Here is a 21,864-nt window from a genome sequence, read left to right as displayed (position 1 = left end):
GTGGAAGCGGGTCGTCCGACCCGTCGAAGTCTGAGAAGGGCCTGACCGATGTCTGCAGGGCGCAAGCTCGTGATCGTGGAGTCGCCCGCCAAGGCGCGCACGATCGCCGGGTACCTCGGCGAGGGGTACGACGTCGAGGCGAGCGTCGGGCACATCCGCGACCTGCCCCAGCCCTCGGAGCTCCCGGCGGACATGAAGAAGGGCCCGTTCGGCAAGTTCGCGGTCGACGTCGACAACGGGTTCGCCCCGTACTACGTGGTCGACGCGGACAAGAAGAAGAAGGTCAGCGAGCTCAAGAAGCTCCTCAAGGAGTCGGACGAGCTCTTCCTGGCCACCGATGAGGACCGCGAGGGCGAGGCCATTGCCTGGCACCTGCTGCAGGAGCTCAAGCCCAAGGTCCCGGTCAAGCGGATGGTCTTCCACGAGATCACGCCCGAGGCCATCCAGCGCGCACTGGCCAACACCCGCGAGCTCGACGACCGCCTGGTCGACGCCCAGGAGACCCGGCGCATCCTCGACCGGCTGTACGGCTACGAGGTCAGCCCGGTGCTGTGGCGCAAGGTCCGCCAGGGCCTGTCCGCGGGCCGCGTGCAGTCCGTGGCCACGCGGCTGGTGGTCGAGCGCGAGCGCGAGCGGATGGCATTCGTGGCCGCCGACTACTGGGACGTCACCGGCACGTTCGCCGTGGCCGACACGTCCGAGCCGTCGTTCAGCGCGCGCCTGACGTCCGTCGACGGGCAGCGCGTGGCCAGCGGCCGCGACTTCCTCGACACCGGGCAGCTGCGGGCCGCCGACGTCGCCCACCTCGACGAGGCCCGCGCGACCTCCCTGGTGGCCGGCCTGGCCGACGCCGACTTCTCCGTCGCCTCGCTCGAGACCAAGCCGTACACGCGCCGCCCGGCCGCGCCGTTCACCACGTCGACGCTCCAGCAGGAGGCGTCCCGCAAGCTGCGGATGGCGTCGCGACAGACCATGCGCACGGCGCAGGGGCTGTACGAGAACGGCTACATCACCTACATGCGTACGGACTCCTCGTCGCTGAGCTCGCAGGCGATCGACGCCGCGCGGCGGCAGGCGTCGGAGCTGTACGGCGCCGAGTACATCCCGGACGCGCCGCGCGTCTACACGAGCAAGGCCAAGGGCGCGCAGGAGGCCCACGAGGCCATCCGGCCCGCCGGCGACCACTTCCGCACCCCGGCCCAGGTGGCGCGCGAGCTGTCCGGCGACCAGTTCCGGCTGTACGAGCTGATCTGGAAGCGGACGGTCGCGTCGCAGATGGCCGACGCCCGCGGCCAGACGGCCTCGGTCCGCCTCGGTGCGACCGCTGCCGACGGCACCGACGTCCTGTTCTCGGCGTCGGGCACGGTCATCACGTTCCGCGGCTTCCTGGCCGCGTACGAGGAGGGTCGCGACGTCTCGCGGTACTCCGAGGACGCCGACGAGGCCCCGGCGGCCGAGAAGGACGACGCCCGGCTGCCCAGGATGGCCGAGGGCGACGACGTGTCCGCGTCCGACCTGACCGCCGACGGCCACCGGACCTCGCCGCCGCCGCGCTTCACCGAGGCCTCGCTGGTCAAGGCGCTCGAGGAGCGCGGCATCGGCCGCCCGTCGACGTACGCCGCGACCATCTCGGTCATCCAGGACCGGGGCTACGTCACCGGCCGCGGGCAGGCGCTCGTGCCGTCGTGGCTCGCGTTCGCCGTGACGCGGCTGCTCGAGGAGAACTTCGACTGGCTGGTCGACTACGACTTCACGGCCGAGATGGAGGAGGACCTCGACGCCATCGCCGCCGGCGACAAGGACCGGGTGGCGTGGCTGACCCGGTTCTACTTCGGCGACGGGTCCGGCAACGAGGAGGGCGAGGGTCTGCGCGACCTCGTCGCGAACCTGGGCGACATCGACGCGCGCGAGGTCAACTCGATCCCGATCGGCGAGGGCATCGTCCTGCGCGTCGGCCGGTACGGGCCGTACCTCGAGGACTCCCTCGCGGAGCCGGGCGAGGACGGCAACCCCCGGCGGGCGTCGGTCCCCGAGGAGCTGGCGCCCGACGAGCTGACCGTGGCGAAGGCCCGCGAGCTGCTCGAGACACAGCCCGAGGGCGACCAGGTGCTGGGCACCGACCCGGTCGCCGGGACGCCGATCGTCGCGCGCAACGGCCGCTACGGCCCGTACGTCACCGAGATCCTGCCCGATCCCGAGATCGACACCTCGCTGTCGGCCGCCGCCCAGAAGCGCGCCCTCGCCGCTGTCCCGAAGCCGCGGACGGCGTCCCTGTTCAAGTCGATGTCGCTGCAGTCGGTGACGCTCGACGACGCGCTGATGCTCCTGTCGCTGCCGCGCGTGGTGGGCGTCGACCCCGAGACCGGCACCGAGATCACCGCGCAGAACGGCCGCTACGGCCCGTACCTGAAGAAGGGGACCGACTCGCGGACGCTCGCGTCCGAGGAGGCGCTCTTCACGACGACGCTCGACGAGGCCCTGGCCATCTACGCGCAGCCCAAGCGCGGCCGCGGCGCCACGTCCGCGCCGCCGCTGCGGGAGCTGGGCGACGACCCGACCTCCGAGAAGCCGATCACCGTCAAGGAGGGCCGCTTCGGCGCCTACGTCACCGATGGCGTCACCAACCGGACCCTGCCGCGCGACCTCACTCCTGAGTCGATCACGCGCGAGCAGGCCGTCGAGCTGCTGGCGGAGAAGCGCGCGTCGGCACCGGCGAAGAAGAAGGCACCGCCGCGCCGTCCGGCGGCCAAGACCAAGGCGGCCGCGAAGAAGTAGGCCTCAGCCGAACAGGTCCTCCCGCGTCAGCGTGGGGTCCTGGAGGCGGTCGAGCGCGCCGACGATCGCCCGCTCCTCCCAGCGGAAGTGCGACTCCAAGATGGCGGCGAGCCCGTCGACCTCGCCGCGCGCCGCCGCCGGGTCGTCGCCGGCCGTCCGCAGCACCTCCTCGATCCGCTGCAGGATCCCGGCGACCGCCACGTGGTCGCGCGCGAGCCCGTCGAGGGTGTCACGGAGCTCGGGATGCTGCGCCGCCAGGGCGGGGAACGCCGTCCGGTCCTCGCCGGTGTGGTGGCGGCCGACCGCGCTGCAGAACGCGGCGCAGTGCGCGCGCAGGTCGGGGGTGAGCGTGCTGCTCCCGTCGAGGCCGTCGAGGAGCCGGTCGAGCTCGTCGCGCAGATGGTCGTGCACCTCGACCAGCTGCTGGCCCCACGCGGTCAGGCGGTCAGGAGCGGACGGCACCCGGCAACTGTGCCGCACACCGCGCTAGGTTGTCGCCCATGGCAGACCGCGCTCAGGACCCCCGCACCGCACCGCCGATCCGCTGGGGCATCCTCGGCGCCGGCAACATCGCCGCGACCTTCGCGGCGGCCGTCAACGCGCACACCCGCGCGCAGCTGGTGGCGGTCGGCTCGCGCAACCGGGACCGCGCCCAGAAGTTCGCCACCGCGCACCACATCCCGACCACGCACGTGGGCTACCGCGAGCTGGTCGAGGACCCGCAGGTCGACGCGGTCTACGTGGCGACGCCGCACTCCGAGCACAAGGAGCACGCCCTGCTGGCCATCCGTGCCGGCAAGCACGTGCTCGTCGAGAAGGCCTTCACGCGGAACACCGGCGAGGCCGAGGCGGTGTTCGCCGCCGCGCGCGAGGCCGGCGTGTTCGTCATGGAGGCGATGTGGACGCGGTTCCTGCCGCACGTCTACGCGCTGCACCAGGTGATCGACGCCGGGGAGATCGGCGAGATCATCAACCTGTCCGCCGACCACGGCCAGGCGTTCACCTTCGACCCGAAGAGCCGGCTGTTCGACCCCGCGCTCGCCGGCGGGGCGCTGCTCGACCTCGGGGTGTACCCGGTCTCGTTCGCGCACGACTTCCTGGGGGTGCCGGACGCGGTTCAGGCGGTCGGGCAGCTGACCTCGACCGGCGTCGACGGCCAGATCTCGATCGTCCTGTCCTACGGCGAGCGCGCCCAGGCGACCCTGTCGACGACGATGTGGGCCAAGACGCCGACCATGGCGATGATCTCGGGCACCGAGGGCAACATCGTGGTGCGGGGCAGCTTCTACGCGCCGACGTCGTTCCGCGTGCAGCGCCTCGACGGCCGCGTCTGGGAGTTCGACCAGCCGGGCACGAAGGGCCTGCAGTACGAGGCGGCGGAGGTCGCCCGCCAGGTCGCGCTGGGCGCCACGGAGAGCCCGCGGATGACGTGGGACAACACGCTCGAGGTGCTGCGGACCATGGACACCATCCGCTCGCTCATCGGGGTCAGCTACCCCGGCGAGTGAGCCGGGCGGCGACGCCGTGCACGGCGCGCCCGACGTGTCCGCGGCGGCGGCTACCCTGGCGCACGTGACCTCGCCCGACGCCCCCGGCACCCTCGTCCCGCCGGGCCTCTTCGTCTCGTTCGAGGGCGGCGACGGCGCGGGCAAGTCCACCCAGGCCCGGCTGCTCGGCGACTGGTTGACCAGCCTGGGGCGCGAGGTCGTGCTGACCCGCGAGCCCGGCGGCACCGAGCTGGGCCTGCTGCTGCGGGACGCCGTGCTGCACGGCGACCACGTCGACGCCCGCACCGAGGCGCTGCTCTACGCCACCGATCGTGCCCACCACGTCGCGTCGCTGGTGCGCCCGGCGCTCGCGCGCGGCGCGGTCGTGGTCACCGACCGCTACCTCGACTCCTCCGTCGCGTACCAGGGCAGCGGTCGGGACCTGGGGGCCGACGAGGTCGAGCGCCTCTCCCTGTGGGCCGTCGACGGCCTGCTCCCCGCGCTCACCGTGCTGCTCGACCTGGACCCGGTCGAAGGCAAGGCCCGGCTGACCGGGGACCCGGACCGGCTCGAGCGCGCCGGAGACGAGTTCCACCGGCGGACCCGGGACGCCTTCCTCGGGCGGGCTGCGGCGGAGCCCGGGCGGTGGCTCGTGCTGGACGCGACGGAGCCCGTCGACCAGCTCGGCCGATCGATCCGCGCGCGCGTCGCGACGATCCTCGGGGTCGCGCCGTGACGAGCGTCTGGGACGACGTGGTCGGGCAGGAGCCCGCGGTCGAGGTCCTGCGCCACGCGGTCGAGGACCCCGCGGCGATGACCCACGCCTGGCTGCTCACCGGCCCGCCGGGGTCGGGCCGGTCCAACGCGGCCCGGGCGTTCGCGGCCGCGCTGCAGTGCGCGACCGGGGGGTGCGGCGTCTGCCACGACTGCACCACCACCCTGCGCGGCCTGCACCCCGACGTCACGGTGGTCGCGACCGAGGGCGTCTTCATCCGTGCCGAGACCGCGCGCCCGCTGGTCGAGCTGGCGCAGCGCTCCCCGGCGCAGGGCCGCCACCGCGTCATCATCATCGAGGACGCCGACCGGCTGAACGACACCAGCGGCAACTCCCTGCTCAAGGCGATCGAGGAGCCCGCCGGCCGCACGGTCTGGGTGCTCTGCGCGCCCAGCCCGCAGGACGTGCTGGTCACCATCCGGTCGCGTGCCCGCTCGGTCGCGCTGCGCGTGCCTCCGGTCGACGCCGTCGCGGCCCTGCTGGTGTCCCGCGACGGCATCGACCCCGCGGTCGCGGCCATCGCCGCCCGCGCCGCGCAGAGCCACGTGGGCATCGCCCGCCGGCTCGCCCGGGACCCGGAGGCGCGGGCTCGGCGCAAGGCCGTGCTGGGCATCGCGGGGAAGATCCGCGGGGTGGGCGACGCCGTGCTGGCCGCCGGCGAGCTGGTCGAGACCGCGCAGGCGGACGCCAAGGCGGCCACCGAGCAGCGCGACGCCGACGAGCGCGCCGAGCTGCTCCGCTCCATGGGAGCCGAGGGCGCCGCGACCCTGCCGCCGACCCTGCGCACCCAGGTCCGGCAGCTCGAGGAGGACCAGAAGCGACGGGCCACGCGCTCGCAGCGCGACGTCCTCGACCGTGCGATGGTCGACCTGCTCTCGCTCTACCGCGACGTCCTGGTGGTGCAGCTGGACGCCGGCGTCGAGCTGGTGAACGTCGAGCACGACGAGTCGGTCCGTGCCCTCGCCGGGGCGAGCACGGCGGAGCAGACGCTGCGCCGGATGGACGCGATCGGCCAGGCCCGCACGCGGCTGGCGGGCAACGTCGCGCCGCTGCTGGCCGTGGAAGCGATGGCGGTGGCGCTGCGCCCGCAGGGGTGAGCACGAGCCGCCGCGCCCGCTGACGGCGGCTCTCGTGTGCAGATCGGGTGACGGGTGTGTGGCTCGGGGGGAACGCGGGCCGACGGCCCAGGATCGACGGCTACCGTGTGCGCATGCCGCTCTCCGACCGCCCCGCCGCGCCCGCGGGCGTCGTGCGCCGACGGCACGGCCTCGTCGCCACCCTCGTCGTCGCCGTCGTCCTGCTCGCCGGCTGCGCCGCGCCCAAGAACCAGGCCGCCGGCCCGACGCCAGGGGCGACGTCGGCCTCGCCGACCGCCGAGGCCGGCGACGACCTGGGGCGGTTCTACGGGCAGCAGCTCGAGTGGACCACGTGCGAGCAGGGGGAGTGCGCGACAGCCCAGGTCCCGCTGGACTACGCCGATCCCGCTGGTGCGTCGATCGGCATCGCCCTCGCCCGCAGCAGGGCCACCGGCGGCGAACCGCTCGGGTCGCTGCTGCTCAACCCGGGCGGCCCGGGTGCGTCCGGCGTCGACTTCCTCGGCCAGGCGAAGAGCATGGTCAGCGAGGACGTGCAGCGGCAGTACGACCTGGTGTCCTTCGACCCGCGCGGCGTGCAGCGCTCCAACCCCGTGCAGTGCGTCGACGGGCCGACGCTGGACACGATCATCGCGACCGATCCCGACTACTCCACCGACGCCGGGATCCAGGCGGTCATCGACACCTACGGCGAGCTGGGCGCGGCCTGCCTGGCGAACACCGGCGCCGCCCTCGGGCACGTGGACACCGTCAGCGCGGCACGCGACCTCGATGTGATCCGCTCCGCACTCGGCGACGACAAGCTCGCGTACCTCGGCTTCTCGTACGGCACCGAGCTGGGCGCCACGTACGCCGCCCTCTTCCCGGACAAGGTCGGCCGGCTCGTCCTCGACGGTGCCCTGCCGCCCACGCTGACGTCCGCCGAGGCGTCCGAGGGCCAGGCGGTCGGCTTCGAGAACGCCCTGCGCGCCTACATCGCCGACTGCCAGGCGGGCTCCCGCTGCCCGCTGACCGGGTCCGTCGACGACGGGCTGAGCCAGGTGCGCGCCCTGCTCGACCGCGCGAAGGAGAACCCGCTGCCCACCGGCACCGACCGGAAGCTGACCAGCTCGCTCGCTTTCTACGGCATCGCGCTCCCGCTGTACTCGAAGTCCTACTGGCCGTACCTCACGCAGGGGCTGACCGAGGCGCTGAAGCAGAACAGCGGGGCGACGCTGCTGGCGCTGGCGGACCAGTACTCCGACCGCGCCGAGGACGGCACGTACTCGACCAACTCCGTGGTGGCGTTCGACGCGATCAACTGCGTCGACACCCGCGACTCCGCCGACTTCGACACCATGCGCGCCGAGGCCGCCCAGATCGAGGCGGCCGCCCCGACCGTCGGGTTCTTCTTCGGCTTCGGCGGGACGCTGTGCGCGAAGTGGCCGGTGCCGGAGGTCGGCGGCCTGGACTCTTACGCCGCCGAGGGCGCGGCGCCCATCGTCGTCATCGGCACGACGAACGACCCGGCGACGCCCTACACGTGGGCCGAGCAGCTGGCCGACCTGCTGTCGTCCGGCGTGCTCCTCACCTACGAGGGCGAGGGGCACACGGCCTACGGCTCGTCCAACGACTGCATCGCGAACGCGGTCGACGCCTACCTGCTCTCCGGGACCGTCCCCGCGGAGGGCACGCGCTGCTGACGTAGGCGGCGATCGTCTGACCCGCGCCCGGTTGCCGGGGGCACGTCGGCGGGTGACGGTGGCTGCATGGCACTCCACGCGCGCGCCCTCCGCGTCCCCTCGACCGCGCCGGCCCTGAGCTCCGGCGGTCGCCCGGCGCGACGGCGCCCGAGCACCGGGCTGCTGCTGCGGTCGCTGCTCCTCGGCTGGGCGGCCGGTGCGCGCGCCTCGCTCGGGCCTGGCGCACCGACCATCACGAGCGGGCGCCGCCCGGCGGTCCGGGCCGGCGCCGCGGTGGCGGTCGTCGGCGAGCTCATCGGCGACAAGCTGCCCACCGCACCGAGCCGGCTCGAGCACGGCGGCGGCCCCACGCGCGCGGCGTCGGGGGCGATCGGCGCCACCATGCTTGCCGCCCGCGACCACGCGCGCCCGTTCGTCCCCGCGCTGGTCGGGGCAGTCGGCGGGCTGGCCGGCGCGTACGGGGGAGCGGCCTGGCGCGCGTGGGCGGTCGACCGTCTGCCGACCTGGCAGGCGGCTCTGGCCGAGGACGCGGTCGCGCTCACGGCGGCGGCGATCGCGTGCGCTCCCGGCCGCCCGGTCCGCCCGCTGGAGTCGTGACGAACGACCCTCCGGACCCCTGCGCTCCCGCTTTGGAGCGCCGGGGTTCCTCCGGGTACAGTGAGCGGGCTCGCCGGGGTCCACGGATCCCGACGACGCCGCCTTAGCTCAGTCGGCAGAGCGTCTCACTCGTAATGAGAAGGTCAAGAGTTCGATTCTCTTAGGCGGCTCCACCACGAAGGCCCTGTGACCAGCGGAAACGCTGGTCCGGGGCCTTCGTCGTGGAGGTGCGCGCAGCGACCGCTGTGACGCACGATTGGGCCGAGAGGGAGCCACGATCAGGCCCCGGCGGGTTCGTTGACGTCGCGCCAGGAGCGGCGTAGCTCCCTGTCCTGCGCAAGCGCACCGAGGGGGATCGATCCTCCCTGTCCGAGATCCCGTTGTTGACGCGCCGGACCGTCGAGTCTTCGTCGCCCGCTCACGCCTCAGGATGGCGAGGCGGATCGCTCGGCACCCGCGCCGCCGGAAGAGGCCCGGGCACTCAGCGCAGAGGCGACCTGGTCGGCGAGGAGCACGACCACCCGACGCTGCTCAACGGTCGGTCGGACGACGCGGGTCGACGCGGCCAGAGAGAACCGGCCCTGCAGTGCGCTGCCCTGACTGACGTCGAGCACGATCAGGTCGTCGGTCGGTAGGCCGTGACGGTCGACATCGACCTCGGCGCCGCGTCGCGTGACGGAGCCGTCGTGGTTCAGTCGCGTCGCCGAGCGGATCTCCGCCCCGAGCGGCTCGAAGCGGCAGGAGTCGATGTCGAGGATCGACACGATCTGGTGGCGGACGCGCTCGATCAGGGCGTCGGGCGAGGCACCGGTCTGGGCGACGATGTCCGCGGTCCCGAAGACGCCGTCCAGGTAGCCCGCACGGCGACTCGCCTTCGCCTCCTGACGGCGGCCCCACAGCGCGATCTCGCTCACGGCCACGCCGACGAGCAGCAGCAGCACCGTCGCCTGGATGTCGTCGCTGTTCGCGACCTTGAAGCTCCCGTGCGGTTCGGTGAGGAAGAAGTCGAACCAGGCGCCGGCCGACAACGCGGCCACGATGCCTGCGGACCGAAGACCTGAGGCCGCCGAGGCGACGACCAGGAGCACCAGGATCAACGCTGCCGTGGTGGTCGTCACCCGGTCTCCGAGCGCCTGCAAGAGGGCTGCGGCGATCAGCGGCGCGAGGACCGCCCAGGCCAGCACGACCTGTCGGTTGGGCCGGACGAACGACGGGCTGTCCACCATGGCTCCTGCTCTCGTGCGTGCCGCGAACGGTCTCCTGTCGGTCGACCGGGGCCCGGTTGCGGCTGTCCTTTCGAGTATGGAGTCGGTCTCGCGATGCGCGGCGACAACGTTGCGCTAAGACACCGCTGGCGGCCGTCAAGGTTCCGTCAAGACCGCCTTCGGAGCGTTCTCGGAGGCGTAGACCTGCGGTTGCGGTCCTGGTGTGGACCGCCGGGCTGGCCCCGTTGAGCGGCCCCCGTCCGTCGTTGAAGGTGCTGTGAGACCCATGGCCGATGTGGCCTTCCTCGCGCTGACCGTGGTGTTCTTCGCCGCCGTCGCGCTCCTCGCCCGCCGGGCAGACCGCTCATGAGCGGGCTCGACATCGCCGGCCTCGTGATCGCCGGCGCACTGCTCGTCTACCTCGTGGTCCAGCTGCTCCGTTCGGACAAGGTCCGATGAGCGCGACGTGGATCGCGATCGGGCAGATCGGCATCGTGGTGGTCGTTCTCGCCGCGGCGCACAGGCCTCTGGGTGACTACATCTTCCGGACCCTCACCTCGCCGAAGCACCTCGCGGTCGAGCGCGCGGGGTACCGGCTCATGCGCGTCGACCCCGACGCCGAGCAGCGCTGGAGCACCTACCTGCTCTCGCTGCTCGGGTTCTCGCTGGCGTCCGTGCTCGTGCTGTTCGGTCTCGGTCGGCTGCAGGACAAGCTGCCGCTCGACATCGGCATGTCGGCTCTCGATCCGGCCGGGGCCTGGAACACGGCGGTCTCGTTCGTCACGAACACCAACTGGCAGTGGTACTCCGGTGAGGCGGCCGCGGGTCACCTCTACCAGATGGCGGGCCTGGCGGTGCAGAACTTCCTGTCCGCCGCCGTCGGGGTGGCTGTCGTCGCGGCGCTGGCCCGCGGGTTCGCGCGGTCCGGGACCGATGGCCGGGTGGGCAACTTCTGGGCCGACCTGGTGCGCGTGACCGTTCGCGTGCTTCTGCCGCTCGCGTTCGTCGCGGCGCTGGCGCTGGTCGCGGCCGGGGTGATCCAGAACCTGAACGCACACACGGAGATCACGACGCTGGCGGGCGGGACCCAGTCGGTGCTCGGCGGGCCGGTCGCCTCGCAGGAGGCCATCAAGGAGCTGGGCACCAACGGCGGCGGGTTCTTCAACGCGAACTCGGCGCACCCGTACGAGAACCCGGCGCCGTGGACCAACGCGCTCGAGGTCGTGCTGCTGCTGCTCATCCCGTTCAGCCTGCCCCGGACGTTCGGGCGCCTGGTCGGGGACCGCCGGCAGGGCTGGGCGATCCTCGCGGCGATGTCGACCCTGTGGATCGCCGCGGTCGGGTTCCTGACCTGGGCCGAGATGGCCGGGCAAGGCCTGGTCCCGGCGGCCGCCGGTGGCGCGATGGAGGGCAAGGAGGTCCGGTTCGGCGAGGCCGCGTCGGCGCTCTTCGCGGCGTCGACGACCATGACGTCGACCGGCGCCGTCAACTCGACGCACGACTCCCTGACCGCGCAGGGTGGTGGCGTCGCGCTCCTCAACATGCTTCTCGGTGAGGTGTCGCCAGGCGGAGTCGGCAGTGGCCTGTACGGGATGGTCGTGCTGATCATCGTCGCGGTGTTCCTCGCCGGCCTCATGGTCGGGCGGACACCCGAGTACCTCGGCAAGAAGATCGGTCGGCAGGAGATCACGCTCGTCGCGCTCTACATCCTGACGATGCCGGCGGTCGTGCTGATCGGTTCCGCGGTCGCTATCTCGACACCGCCCGGTCTCGCCGGTCAGCTTCAAGGTGGCCCGCACGGACTGTCCGAGATCGTCTACGCCTTCGCGTCCGCCGGGAACAACAACGGTTCCGCCTTCGCGGGCCTGACGGTCAACACGACGTTCTACAACACGCTGCTGGGCCTGGCGATGCTGGTCGGCCGGTTCGTGCCGATCGCGCTCGTCCTCGCCATGGCCGGCCGGTTCGCCAGCCAGCGCAAGGTCCCCGAAGGCGCGGGCACGCTACCGACGCACACCCCGCTGTTCGTCGGCCTCCTGGTCACGGTGACGCTCGTCGTGGTCGGCCTCACGTTCGTCCCCGTCCTGTCTCTCGGTCCCGTCGTGGAGTCCCTGTCATGAGCACCACCCTTCTCGAAACGCCCCCGGTCAAGCCCCACACGGTCGACGCGGCACCGTCCACGCTGTCACCGCGGCAGCTCCTTTCCGCGGTGCCCGGTGCCTTGCGTGGCCTCGATCCGCGCCGGCTCTGGGACTCGCCGGTGATGTTCGTGGTCGAGGTCGGCGCGGCGTTCACCACCGTGCTGGCCGCGATCGAGCCGAGCGTGTTCGCCTGGTCGATCGCCGTCTGGCTGTGGCTGACCGTGGTCTTCGCCACCCTGGCCGAGTCGGTGGCCGAGGGGCGCGGCAAGGCGCAGGCGGCCAGCCTGCGCGCGACCCAGCGCGAGACGACCGCCCGCAAGGTGGTCGGTGCGCACGACGTCGCGGACCTGTCCACGACGCAGGTCGCGTCGTCGACGCTCACGGTCGGCGACGTGGTCGTGGTCGTGGCCGGGGAGACCATCCCCGGTGACGGCGACGTGATCGAGGGGGTGGCGAGCGTCGACGAGTCCGCGATCACGGGCGAGTCCGCGCCGGTCATCCGCGAGTCGGGCGGTGACCGCTCGGCCGTCACCGGTGGCACGGTCGTCCTGTCGGACCGGATCGTCGTGCGCATCACCGCGCCGGCGGGCCACACGTTCGTCGACCGGATGATCGCGCTGGTGGAGGGCTCCGAGCGGCAGAAGACGCCGAACGAGGTCGCCCTCAACGTCCTGCTCACCACGCTGACCATCATCTTCCTGCTCGCTGTCGTCACGCTGCAGCCCTTCGCCGTCTACTCGGGCGCCCAGCAGAAGCTGATCGTGCTGGTCGCGCTGCTGGTCTGCCTGATCCCGACGACGATCGGCGCTCTCCTCTCGGCCATCGGCATCGCCGGCATGGACCGGCTGGTCCGGCGCAACGTGCTCGCGATGTCCGGCCGCGCGGTCGAGGCCGCCGGCGACGTCGACGTGCTGCTGCTGGACAAGACCGGCACCATCACGCTGGGCAACCGCCAGGCCGCCGACCTGCTGCCGGCTCCGGGCGTCGCACCGGAGGACCTGGCCGATGCCGCGCAGCTGTCGTCGATGGCCGACGAGACACCGGAGGGCCGCTCGGTCCTCGTGCTGGTCAAGGAGCGGTTCGGGCTCCGCGAACGCCCCGAGGGCGAGCTCGTGGGGGCCGAGCTCGTGCCGTTCGCCGCGCGCACGCGGATGAGTGGGGTGGACCTGCCGGCACATGCCGATCGCCCCGCGCGCTTCGTCCGCAAGGGCGCGGCCGCGGCGGTCTCGCACTGGGTGCGCACGACGGGCGGGCACTCAGGCGCCGACGTCGCCGCGACGGTCGACGCGATCTCGGCATCGGGCGGGACGCCGCTCGTCGTCGCAGAGCAGCTGGGTGACCAGCCGGCCCGGGTGCTCGGGGTGATCCACCTCAAGGACGTGGTCAAGGAGGGCATGCGGGAGCGGTTCGACGCGCTGCGGGCGATGGGAATCCGCACGGTCATGGTCACCGGCGACAACGCGCTGACCGCGAAGGCCATCGGCCTCGAGGCAGGTGTGGACGACGTGCTCGCCGAGGCGACGCCGGAGGACAAGCTCGCGCTGATCCGGCGCGAGCAGGAGGGCGGGCGGCTGGTCGCGATGTGCGGCGACGGCACGAACGACGCCCCCGCGCTCGCGCAGGCGGACGTCGGCGTCGCGATGAACACCGGCACGACCGCGGCGAAGGAGGCCGGCAACATGGTCGACCTCGACTCGAACCCGACCAAGCTGCTGGAGGTCGTCGAGATCGGCAAGCAGCTGCTCATCACGCGCGGGGCCCTGACCACGTTCTCGGTCGCCAACGACGTGGCCAAGTACTTCGCGATCCTGCCGGCCATGTTCGTCGTGGCGTTCCCGCAGCTCGGGGTGCTCAACGTCATGCACCTGACCAGCCCGGAGACGGCGATCCTCTCGGCCGTGATCTTCAACGCGCTGATCATCGTGGCCCTGCTGCCGCTCGCGCTGCGGGGTGTCCGCTACCGGCCCTCGTCGGCGTCGGCCCTCCTGCGGCGCAACCTGCTGGTGTACGGCGTCGGCGGCGTCATCGCCCCGTTCGTCGGCATCAAGCTCATCGACCTGATCGTCACTGCCCTAGGGATGTCCTGATGACCACCGCCCCCCGCCCCCACTACTCGACGGGCTCTGACACCGTCGCCTTCCTCCGGCAGACCTGGGCCGGCTTTCGGGTGCTGCTCGTGCTGACCGTGGTGCTCGGGTTCGCCTATCCCCTCGCCGTCACGGGCGTCGCCCAGGTCGCCTTCCCGTGGCAGTCGCACGGCTCGCTCGTCAGCTCGTCCGGCGAGCGGGTGACCGACCCCACGGACGCGGTGGGATCTGCACTGATCGGGCAGGGGTTCGACGGGCCGCAGTGGTTCCACCCGCGGCCGTCGGCCGCCGGCGACGGGTACGACACCCTCGCCTCGGCGGGATCCAACCTCGGCCCGCTCAACGAGGACCTGCTCGCCGCCGTGCAGGAGCGGCGCTCCTCGGTGGCCGCGCAGGAGGGCGTCGACCCGGCCGACGTGCCCGTCGACGCGCTGACGGCCTCGGCCTCGGGTCTGGACCCCGACATCTCCCCGGCCTACGCGGCGCTGCAGGTCGCGCGTGTCGCGACGGAACGCGGACTCTCGCAGGACGAGGTGCGGGCCCTGGTCGAGGACGCCACGGTCGGTCGCGATCTGGGCGTCCTCGGTGAGCCGCGGGTCAACGTCCTGCGTCTGAACCTCGCCCTTGAGGACCTGGGCGCATGATCCGTCCCGACGAGGGCGGCGGCCCCCGCGTCGAACGCCCACGTCGGGGTCGGCTCGCCGTCTACCTCGGCGCGGCGCCGGGCGTCGGCAAGACCTACGCCATGCTGGACGAGGCCCATCGCCGTCTCGCGCGCGGCACGGACGTCGTCGTCGGGCTGGTGGAGGACCACGGTCGAGCGGGCACCGCGGCGCAGCTCGACGGCCTGGAGATCCTGCCGCGTCGGGTGCTGACCTACCGGGGCAGCGAGTTCACCGAGCTCGACGTGGACGCCGTCCTGACCCGTGCGCCGCAGGTGGTGATGATCGACGAGCTCGCCCACACGAACGTGCCGGGCAGCCGCCACCCGAAGCGCTGGCAGGACGTCCACGACGTCCTCGACGCGGGCATCGACGTGGTCACGACGGTGAACGTGCAGCACCTGGAGTCGCTCAACGACGACGTCGAGGCGATCACCGGCGTCAAGCAGCGCGAGACGGTGCCGGACCACGTCGTGCGCGACGCGGACCAGATCCAGCTGGTCGACCTCTCACCGGAAGCCCTGCGCCGCCGGCTTGCTCATGGCAACGTCTACCGCGCGGAGCAGATCGACGCGTCCCTCACGCAGTACTTCCGGGTCGGCAACCTGACCGCGCTGCGTGAGCTGGCGCTGCTCTGGCTGGCGGACCGGGTCGACGACGCGCTGACCACCTACCGGCGCGAGCACCGGATCGAGTCGCCCTGGCCCGCGCGCGAGCGGGTGGTCGTCGCGGTCACCGGGGGTCCGGAGGGGGACACCCTGCTGCGGCGCGGGGCACGGATCGCCCAGCGGGCGGCCGGCTCGGAGCTCCTGGCCGTGCACGTGCTGGCGACCGACGGCCTGCCGAGCGCACCGCCCGCGCGGATCGCCGAGCAGCGCCGACTCGTCGAGTCGCTCGGCGGCACGTTCCACACGGTCGTGGGAGAGGACGTCCCGAGCGCTGTCGTGGACTTCGCACGCGGCGTGAACGCCTCGATGATCGTCGTCGGAGTGTCCCGGCGCGGCCGCTGGCGCGAAGCCGTCCGCGAGAGCAACGGCACCGAGATCGCCCGGCTCGCCGGCATGATCGACGTCCACCTGGTGACCCACGAACGCGCCCGCGCCGGCAGCCGCCGAACAGGCCGCGGGTCCGCGCTGTCCGGCCCGCGCCGGGCCGCCGGCTGGGTGGTGGCCCTGCTCGGCCCGGTCCTGCTCACGGTCCTGCTCAGCACGATGCGCGAGCTCGTGAGCCTGCCCACCGAGCTCATGCTCTTCCTCGCGCTGACCGTCCTGGTCGCCCTCGTCGGCGGACTCTGGCCGGCCATCGTCAGCGCGCTCGTCGGCTTCCTGCTGCTCAACTGGTTCTTCACCACGCCCACCGGGATGCTGACCATCGCCGAACCGGAGAACGCGCTCGCGCTCGGCGTGTTCCTCCTCGTGGCAGCCGGGGTGGCCTCCGTCGTGGACCTCGCGGCCCGACGCACGACCGAGGCGTTCCGCGCCCGGGCCGAGGCGTCCGCCCTCGCGACCATCTCCCGGTCGGTGCTCTCGGGCGAGGACACCGCGGCCGCCCTCGTCGCGCGACTGCGCGAGACGTTCACGCTCGAGGCGGTCTCGCTGCTCTCGAGGAACGGGACGGGCTGGGATGTCCTGGCGACGGACGGCGCCGATCCCGCCCTCGACCCGGAGGCGGCCCAGGTGGTCCTCGTCGTGGACGACGACCGGGTGCTCGCCCTGACGGGTCGGGTGCTCCCGGCGAGCGACCGGCGCGTTCTCGAGGCCTTCGCCTCTCAGGTCGGGATCGTGCTCGAGCAGGAGCGGCTGCGGGCGCAGGCGGAACAGGCGCGCCTGCTCGGCGAGGCCGACGCCACGCGCACCGCGCTGCTGGCCGCGGTGTCGCACGACCTGCGGACGCCGCTGGCCACCATCCGAGCCTCGGTCGACGGGCTGACGTCCGCCGATCTCGACCTCGACGACGTCGACCGCGCAGCCCTCGTCGGAACCCTCGAGGAGTCCACCGCGCGGCTCGAGCGGCTCATCGACAACCTGCTCGACCTCTCCCGGTTGCAGACGGGGAGCGTCCGACCCGTGATGCGGGCGGCGAGCCTCGACGAGATCGTGCCCTTCGCCATCGAGGGCTACCCACCGGGCGCGGTGGTCCTGGACGTGCCGGACGACCTTCCGCTCGTGCACACCGACCCCGGCCTCCTCGAGCGCGTGGTCGCCAACCTCGTATCCAACGCGGTCCGGCACGCCCAGGTCGGCAGCCCCGTGGTGGTGGCGTCGGCCGTCGTCGGCGACGACGTCGTCGTGCGGGTCGTCGACGACGGCCCGGGTGTACCCGACGACGTCAAGGAGCACATGTTCGCCGCGTTCCAGAGGCTGGGGGACACGACCGGCAACGGGCTGGGTCTGGGGCTGGCGGTCGCCGAGGGCCTCGCCACCGCCGTCGGAGCCGGGCTCAGCGTCGAGGACACCCCCGGCGGTGGGCTCACGATGCTGGTCACCGTCCCCCTCGCGGAGACGGCAGCCTGATGGCCGGCAACACGATCCTCGTGGTCGACGACGAACCCGGCCTGGCGCACGCGCTGTCGATCACGCTGCGCGCCACCGGCTGGGAGGTCACGACCGCCGGCGACGGAGCATCGGCGCTCGCGGCTGCTGCGGCGCAGGCCCCCGACGTCGTGCTCCTCGACCTCGGGCTGCCGGACATGAGCGGGCTCGACGTCATCACGGCGATCCGCGGCTGGAGCCGCGTCCCCATCGTGGTCCTGTCGGCTCGCCAGCACGGGGAGGACAAGGTCGATGCCCTCGACGCCGGGGCCGACGACTACGTGACCAAGCCGTTCGCCATGAACGAGCTGCTCGCCCGCCTCCGGGCGGCGGTCCGACGGGCGTCCGCTCCATCCGAGAACGATGACGCGATCGTCACTGCCGGAGCCTTGACCGTGGACCTCGCTCGCCGGCGCGTGCTCCGGGACGGGTCCGAGGTCCGGCTGAGTCCCACGGAGTGGTCGATGCTCGAGGTACTGGTCCGCAACCGCGGGCGACTCGTGGGCCGCGTGCAGCTGCTGCAGGAGGTCTGGGGACCGGGGTACTCCGAGGAGACCCACTACCTGCGGGTGTACTCCGCGCTGCTCCGGCGAAAGCTCGAGGACGACCCGGCGCATCCCCGGCACATCATCACCACGCCCGGCGTGGGATACCTCTTCGAGACCTGACGGGCGGTGCTGCCGGTCGTCGACGACCTACAGGTCGACGTTGGCGCCCATGATCACGGTCCGGTCCGGTGGCAGGTGGAAGACCTCGGTGCGGCTGGCGGCGTTGTTGGCCATCCAGACGAACAGCCGCTCGCGCCAGTTCTTCCGGTGGGGGGCCGGGGCGGCGTGCACGGCGAGGAGCGAGAGGTAGTAGTGGGCCTGGTCCACGTCCAGCGTGAGCTCGGGGCTCTGGCCGATGGCGAGCGCCAGGCCGCGCGGGATGTCCTGGCTGTCGTTGAACCCGACGTGCACGCTGACGTGCACGATGCCGTCGTCGGCGTAGCCGAGGTCGTCGATGACGACGCGGTCGACGTGCCGGATGTGCGGGACGTTCTCGTTGATGATCTGCACGATGACAACGTGCTCGTGCAGCACGCGGTTGAAGGCGACGTGCGAGCGCAGCGCCAGCGGGGTCGTCAGCTTGTTGGGATGCGGGAACACCGCCAGTCCGGGCACGCGGCGGACCTGGCTGTGCTGGATCATCGCGACGAAGTCGTCGAGCGGCCCTTCGAGCTGCGTGCGCCGGGCGACGAGCCGTTGGGAACCCGCGCGCCAGGTGGTCATGAGCGTCACGACGACGGCGGCGATGAGCAGCGGGAGCCAGCCGCCGCTGACGATCTTGGCGACGTTGGCCGCGAAGAACACGACCTCCAGGCCCAGGATGACGACGCCGAACGCGGCGATCTTCCACATTGCCCAGTGCCACACTCGCTTGGCGAGCAGGAGGAACAGCAGGCTGGTGAGCAGCAGCGTCCCGGTGACGGCCAGGCCGTAGGCGGTGGCGAGGCGGCTGGAGCTGCGGAACACGGCGATGAGCACGAGCACCCCGAAGAACAGGATCCAGTTGATCGCCGGCACGTAGATCTGGCCGCCCTCGTGGCGTGACGTCTGCCGCACCGACAGCCTCGGCAACAGGCCGAGACGGACGGCCTGGCGGGACACGGAGAACGCTCCGGAGATGACGGCCTGCGACGCGATGACCGTCGCCAGCGTGGCCAGCACCACCAGCGGAAGCGTCGCCCACGTGGGTGCCAGGTGGAAGAACGGGTTGTCGATCGTGGTGGGGTCGTCCAGGATCATCGCCCCCTGCCCGAGGTAGTTCAGCGTGAGCGCCGGGAACACGACGGCGTACCACCCCATCCGGATCGGCGCCCGCCCGAAGTGGCCCATGTCGGCGTAGAGCGCCTCCGCCCCGGTGATCGTCAGGACGACGGCTCCCATGGCGACGAACGCCGTGACCGGGTGCTCGACGACGAACGCCAGGGCGTAGGTGGGCGACAGTGCGCGCAGGATCGCCGGATTCTGGGCGATGTGCGGTACGCCGAGCACGGCGAGGACGCCGAACCACAGCGCCATGACCGGTCCGAACGCCCGCCCGACCACCTCGGTGCCGCGACGCTGGACGACGAAGAGCACCGTGAGGATCACCACCGAGGCCGGCAGCACGAGCCGCTCGAAGGACGGGTCGGCCACCACGACGCCCTCGATCGACGACATCACCGAGATGGCCGGCGTGATCACGCTGTCGCCGTAGAAGAGCGCCGCACCGAAGATGCCCAGCATCGTGGCCGCTGCGAGCCGCCGCCGGTCCCCGAGCTTCTGGCGCAGCAGCGCGACCAGCGCGAGGATGCCGCCCTCGCCGTCGTTGTCGGCCCGCATGACCAGGGCGACGTACTTCACCGACACGATCACCGCGATGGACCAGAACACCATCGAGATCACGCCGTAGACGTCGACAGGGGTCGGCAGGACGTCGTTGTGGTTGATGCTGAAGACCGTCTGCAGCGCATACAGCGGGCTGGTCCCGATGTCCCCGAAGACGATCCCCAGGGCACCGAGCGTCAGTGCGGTCCTGGTGCCGTGCCTGGCCGGCGGTCCCTCGTGCACGTCGAGGCGGCTCGCGGCCGGCGCCGTCTGGCGTCGCTGGGGGTCGCTCGGCCCCTGACTGTTCGTCACCGGGGCATCCTGGCACGGTGCGAGACCGATGCAGGGGCCTCGCGCGGCGCACCTATGCTCGTGAGGTGCGCGCGACCACCGTGGTCCGGACCCCCCTGGGCGCGGTCGAAGTCATGGTCGTGGCAGGCGACAAGCCACCGGTGCTCTTCTTCCCGGGTGGGCACTGCCCAGCGGCTGTGGACTGCGGGTCGAGCGTGTACACGTCCGGCGGCCACGGGGTCGTGTCGTTCTCCCGCCCCGGCTACGGCGCCACCCGCGTGGGACAGCTCAGCGCTGCGGAGTTCGTGCCGGCCGTCGCCGCCTGCTGCGAGCGGTTGGGGATCGGCGAGACAGCGGGAGCGGTCGGGGTGTCCTTCGGTGGCATGCAGGCGATCCAGTGCGCGGTGGCGCTGCCGGAGCTGGTGCCGCGGCTGGTCCTGCACAGCTGCGCCCCGTCCACGCACCCGTTCCCGGACACGACGCGGGAGGCGCTGCTCGGGCCGCTCGCGTTCGGTCAAGGCGCACAGCGCTTCGTCTGGGCGGCGGTCGCCGGGCTGGTCCGCTCGGACGCGGGACTGCGCAGGATGGTCGCGACGCTCTCCACCAGACCGATCGACGACTGGTGGGACACGTGGTCGGCGGACGACCGGGCTCGCGCTCGCGAGCTGTTCCGGACCATGTCCTCCGGGGCGGGGTTCGCCGCCGACCTGCGTCAGGGGCGGGCGGACCGCAACGCCTACCGTCGACTCGTTCAGACCCAGGTCCGCTGTCCCACCCTGGTCACCGCCTCCCGGGCCGACGCCGGGGTCGCCTTCCGGCATGCCCAGGACCTCGCCGAGACCATCGCACCCGCCGTGCTCGTCGAGCTCGAGGCACCCAGCCACCTGTTCTGGATCGGGCCGGTGCGCGCGCAGGTCGAGGCGGCCGTGGAGGCCTTCATCGGGACACCGCCGCGATCGGCACGCGCCACCTAGGTCGGGTTGCAAGCTGATCACGGTCGGACGCGGGGGACTTGACAACCTTCAGCGAGCGAACGACTATCACCACGGATGCAAAACGATTTGCAGACGCGCGACGAAGCGAACGGAGGGCGACGATGCCTCAGAGCCGGGCAACCATCAAGGACGTCGCGGCAGCCGCCGGCGTGTCGATCACGACCGTCTCCCACGCGCTCAGCGCGAGCAACGCCGCTCGGGTCGCGCCGAGCACTCGTGACCGTGTGCACGCGGTCGCTGCCGATCTGGGGTACGAGGCGGATGCGGTTGCCCGGACGATGAGGACGCAGCGGTCCCAGTCCGTGGGCTTCATCTCCGACGAGATCGCGACGACACCTTTTGCCGGCCACCTGATCCACGGTGCCCAGGATGCCCTGCGGGCCCGGGCGAGCGTGCTCCTCGTGGCGACCACCGAGTATCACGACGACGTCGAGCGACAGGCGATCAAGGCGCTGCAGGACCGGCGGGTCGACGGCATGCTCTACGCCGCGATGTACCACCGGGTCGTCGTCCTGCCGGACGCCTTGCACGGGTCCCCGGTCGTCGTCGTCAACGCTCGCACGGACGAGCCGGGTACGTCATGGGTCGTTCCCGACGAGGTGCGCGGGGGATGGGACGCGGCCGACGTCCTGCTGACCGCCGGCCACCGTCGGATCGCCATGATCAACAACGTCGACGACATCCCGGCCCGCCACGGTCGCGAGCGGGGCTTCCGTGCGCGGTGCGCAGAAGCTGGTCTGGCGGACGCCGACGTGACCGTCGTGCACGCCGTTGCCGATGCTCACGGCGGGTACGAAGGCGCCGTCCGCCTGCTGCGCAGCGCCGCGCGGCCCACAGGACTCTTCTGCTTCAACGACCGGATGGTCATGGGCGCCTACCGCGCCGCGGCCGAGCTGGCGCTGTCGATCCCGGCAGACCTGTCCGTGGTCGGGTTCGACGACCTGGAGCTCATCTCCGCGGGCCTGTACCCGGGCGTCACGACGGTCGCCCTGCCGCACTACGAGATGGGCGTCTGGGCCGTCGAGCAGCTGTACGCCCAGATCGACGCCCCTGCCGGCACCACGGTGCCGGCGCGAACCGCTGAGCTCCGGTGCGCGGTGATCCATCGCGCATCGGTGACGTCGCCCCCTCCGCCGTAGCGGAAGGGACGACGCCCGCCACCGCCCGCGTGTTGGAGCACGCGGAACCGGA

At 72.3% G+C, this 21,864-nt stretch carries 16 protein-coding genes and 1 tRNA gene; 14 read left to right on the top strand and 3 right to left on the bottom strand.

What is annotated here, in order from left to right:
• Positions 1-48: 48 nt before the first annotated feature.
• A complete protein-coding gene (gene topA / locus AC1DT4_RS05600; protein WP_477088787.1) occupies positions 49-2,775 on the top strand; it encodes a type I DNA topoisomerase in 2,727 nt (908 codons plus the stop codon).
• A 3-nt stretch (positions 2,776-2,778) separates the two neighbouring features.
• Here the strand turns inward: topA and AC1DT4_RS05595 are convergent, their stop codons facing one another.
• Entirely contained in the window at positions 2,779-3,237 is a 459-nt protein-coding gene (locus AC1DT4_RS05595) for a hemerythrin domain-containing protein (protein ID WP_477088786.1), read from the bottom strand.
• A gap of 38 nt (positions 3,238-3,275) precedes the next feature.
• Between AC1DT4_RS05595 and AC1DT4_RS05590 the strand changes: the two genes are divergently transcribed.
• The 6 genes from AC1DT4_RS05590 (at position 3,276) to AC1DT4_RS05565 (ending at position 8,583) form a co-directional block, all read left to right on the top strand.
• Positions 3,276-4,283 (top strand): Gfo/Idh/MocA family protein, encoded by a 1,008-nt coding sequence (locus AC1DT4_RS05590; protein ID WP_477088785.1) that lies wholly within the window; start codon positions 3,276-3,278, stop codon positions 4,281-4,283.
• A gap of 64 nt (positions 4,284-4,347) precedes the next feature.
• The gene (tmk, locus tag AC1DT4_RS05585) at positions 4,348-4,998 is read left to right on the top strand and encodes a dTMP kinase (protein ID WP_477088784.1); all 651 of its coding nucleotides are present in this window, start codon (positions 4,348-4,350) and stop codon (positions 4,996-4,998) included.
• Positions 4,995-6,134 carry a DNA polymerase III subunit delta' gene (locus AC1DT4_RS05580; RefSeq protein WP_477088783.1) on the top strand — a complete coding sequence of 380 codons (1,140 nt, stop codon included), beginning with the start codon at positions 4,995-4,997 and terminating at the stop codon, positions 6,132-6,134. Before tmk ends, AC1DT4_RS05580 begins: the two co-directional genes overlap by 4 nt.
• A 113-nt stretch (positions 6,135-6,247) precedes the next feature.
• Entirely contained in the window at positions 6,248-7,813 is a 1,566-nt protein-coding gene (locus AC1DT4_RS05575; protein WP_477088782.1) for an alpha/beta hydrolase, read from the top strand.
• A gap of 66 nt (positions 7,814-7,879) precedes the next feature.
• The gene (locus AC1DT4_RS05570; RefSeq protein ID WP_477088781.1) at positions 7,880-8,410 is read left to right on the top strand and encodes a hypothetical protein; all 531 of its coding nucleotides are present in this window, start codon (positions 7,880-7,882) and stop codon (positions 8,408-8,410) included.
• A gap of 97 nt (positions 8,411-8,507) precedes the next feature.
• A tRNA-Thr gene (locus AC1DT4_RS05565) sits at positions 8,508-8,583 on the top strand.
• A 252-nt stretch (positions 8,584-8,835) separates the two neighbouring features.
• On the opposite strand, the gene AC1DT4_RS05560 is transcribed toward AC1DT4_RS05565, so the two are convergent.
• Positions 8,836-9,636: a DUF4118 domain-containing protein gene (locus AC1DT4_RS05560; protein ID WP_477088780.1), complete on the bottom strand. Its 801-nt coding sequence runs from the start codon at positions 9,634-9,636 to the stop codon at positions 8,836-8,838.
• Between the two features lie 434 nt (positions 9,637-10,070).
• Between AC1DT4_RS05560 and kdpA the strand changes: the two genes are divergently transcribed.
• The 5 genes from kdpA to AC1DT4_RS05535 are packed head-to-tail and all read left to right on the top strand — an operon-like array spanning position 10,071 to position 17,704.
• Positions 10,071-11,735 carry a potassium-transporting ATPase subunit KdpA gene (kdpA, locus tag AC1DT4_RS05555; RefSeq protein WP_477088779.1) on the top strand — a complete coding sequence of 555 codons (1,665 nt, stop codon included), beginning with the start codon at positions 10,071-10,073 and terminating at the stop codon, positions 11,733-11,735.
• Positions 11,732-13,843 (top strand): potassium-transporting ATPase subunit KdpB, encoded by a 2,112-nt coding sequence (gene kdpB, locus AC1DT4_RS05550; protein ID WP_477088778.1) that lies wholly within the window; start codon positions 11,732-11,734, stop codon positions 13,841-13,843. The genes kdpA and kdpB overlap by 4 nt, the downstream gene beginning before the upstream one ends.
• Entirely contained in the window at positions 13,843-14,487 is a 645-nt protein-coding gene (gene kdpC, locus AC1DT4_RS05545) for a potassium-transporting ATPase subunit KdpC (RefSeq protein WP_477088777.1), read from the top strand. Before kdpB ends, kdpC begins: the two co-directional genes overlap by 1 nt.
• A complete protein-coding gene (locus tag AC1DT4_RS05540; protein ID WP_477088776.1) occupies positions 14,484-17,018 on the top strand; it encodes a DUF4118 domain-containing protein in 2,535 nt (844 codons plus the stop codon). The genes kdpC and AC1DT4_RS05540 overlap by 4 nt, the downstream gene beginning before the upstream one ends.
• Complete coding sequence (locus tag AC1DT4_RS05535; RefSeq protein WP_477088775.1) at positions 17,018-17,704, top strand: response regulator; 687 nt, start codon at positions 17,018-17,020, stop codon at positions 17,702-17,704. The genes AC1DT4_RS05540 and AC1DT4_RS05535 overlap by 1 nt, the downstream gene beginning before the upstream one ends.
• A gap of 27 nt (positions 17,705-17,731) precedes the next feature.
• Here AC1DT4_RS05535 and AC1DT4_RS05530 read toward each other — a convergent pair whose 3' ends face one another.
• Complete coding sequence (locus AC1DT4_RS05530) at positions 17,732-19,699, bottom strand: potassium transporter Kup (RefSeq protein WP_477088774.1); 1,968 nt, start codon at positions 19,697-19,699, stop codon at positions 17,732-17,734.
• A 65-nt stretch (positions 19,700-19,764) separates the two neighbouring features.
• Here AC1DT4_RS05530 and AC1DT4_RS05525 point away from each other — a divergent pair, with 65 nt between their 5' ends.
• On the top strand, positions 19,765-20,652 hold the full coding sequence (locus tag AC1DT4_RS05525; protein ID WP_477088773.1) for an alpha/beta fold hydrolase: 888 nt from the start codon (positions 19,765-19,767) through the stop codon (positions 20,650-20,652).
• A gap of 122 nt (positions 20,653-20,774) precedes the next feature.
• A complete protein-coding gene (locus AC1DT4_RS05520; RefSeq protein ID WP_477088772.1) occupies positions 20,775-21,812 on the top strand; it encodes a LacI family DNA-binding transcriptional regulator in 1,038 nt (345 codons plus the stop codon).
• Positions 21,813-21,864: the final 52 nt, after the last annotated feature.

It is taken from the genome of Cellulomonas sp. P4_D11, assembly GCF_056401915.1.
This window is presented reverse-complemented; position numbering and strand designations above follow the sequence as displayed.

Bases quoted from the DNA above. Each gene is read 5' to 3' on its own strand.
- AC1DT4_RS05540 (WP_477088776.1), top strand. From the start codon at position 14,484: ATGATCCGTCCCGACGAGGGCGGCGGCCCCCGCGTCGAACGCCCACGT.
- kdpB (WP_477088778.1), top strand. From the start codon at position 11,732: ATGAGCACCACCCTTCTCGAAACGCCCCCGGTCAAGCCCCACACGGTC.
- AC1DT4_RS05575 (WP_477088782.1), top strand. From the start codon at position 6,248: ATGCCGCTCTCCGACCGCCCCGCCGCGCCCGCGGGCGTCGTGCGCCGA.
- kdpA (WP_477088779.1), top strand. From the start codon at position 10,071: ATGAGCGCGACGTGGATCGCGATCGGGCAGATCGGCATCGTGGTGGTC.
- topA (WP_477088787.1), top strand. From the start codon at position 49: ATGTCTGCAGGGCGCAAGCTCGTGATCGTGGAGTCGCCCGCCAAGGCG.
- AC1DT4_RS05520 (WP_477088772.1), top strand. From the start codon at position 20,775: ATGCCTCAGAGCCGGGCAACCATCAAGGACGTCGCGGCAGCCGCCGGC.
- AC1DT4_RS05560 (WP_477088780.1), bottom strand. From the start codon at position 9,636: ATGGTGGACAGCCCGTCGTTCGTCCGGCCCAACCGACAGGTCGTGCTG.
- kdpC (WP_477088777.1), top strand. From the start codon at position 13,843: ATGACCACCGCCCCCCGCCCCCACTACTCGACGGGCTCTGACACCGTC.
- AC1DT4_RS05535 (WP_477088775.1), top strand. From the start codon at position 17,018: ATGGCCGGCAACACGATCCTCGTGGTCGACGACGAACCCGGCCTGGCG.
- AC1DT4_RS05570 (WP_477088781.1), top strand. From the start codon at position 7,880: ATGGCACTCCACGCGCGCGCCCTCCGCGTCCCCTCGACCGCGCCGGCC.
- AC1DT4_RS05590 (WP_477088785.1), top strand. From the start codon at position 3,276: ATGGCAGACCGCGCTCAGGACCCCCGCACCGCACCGCCGATCCGCTGG.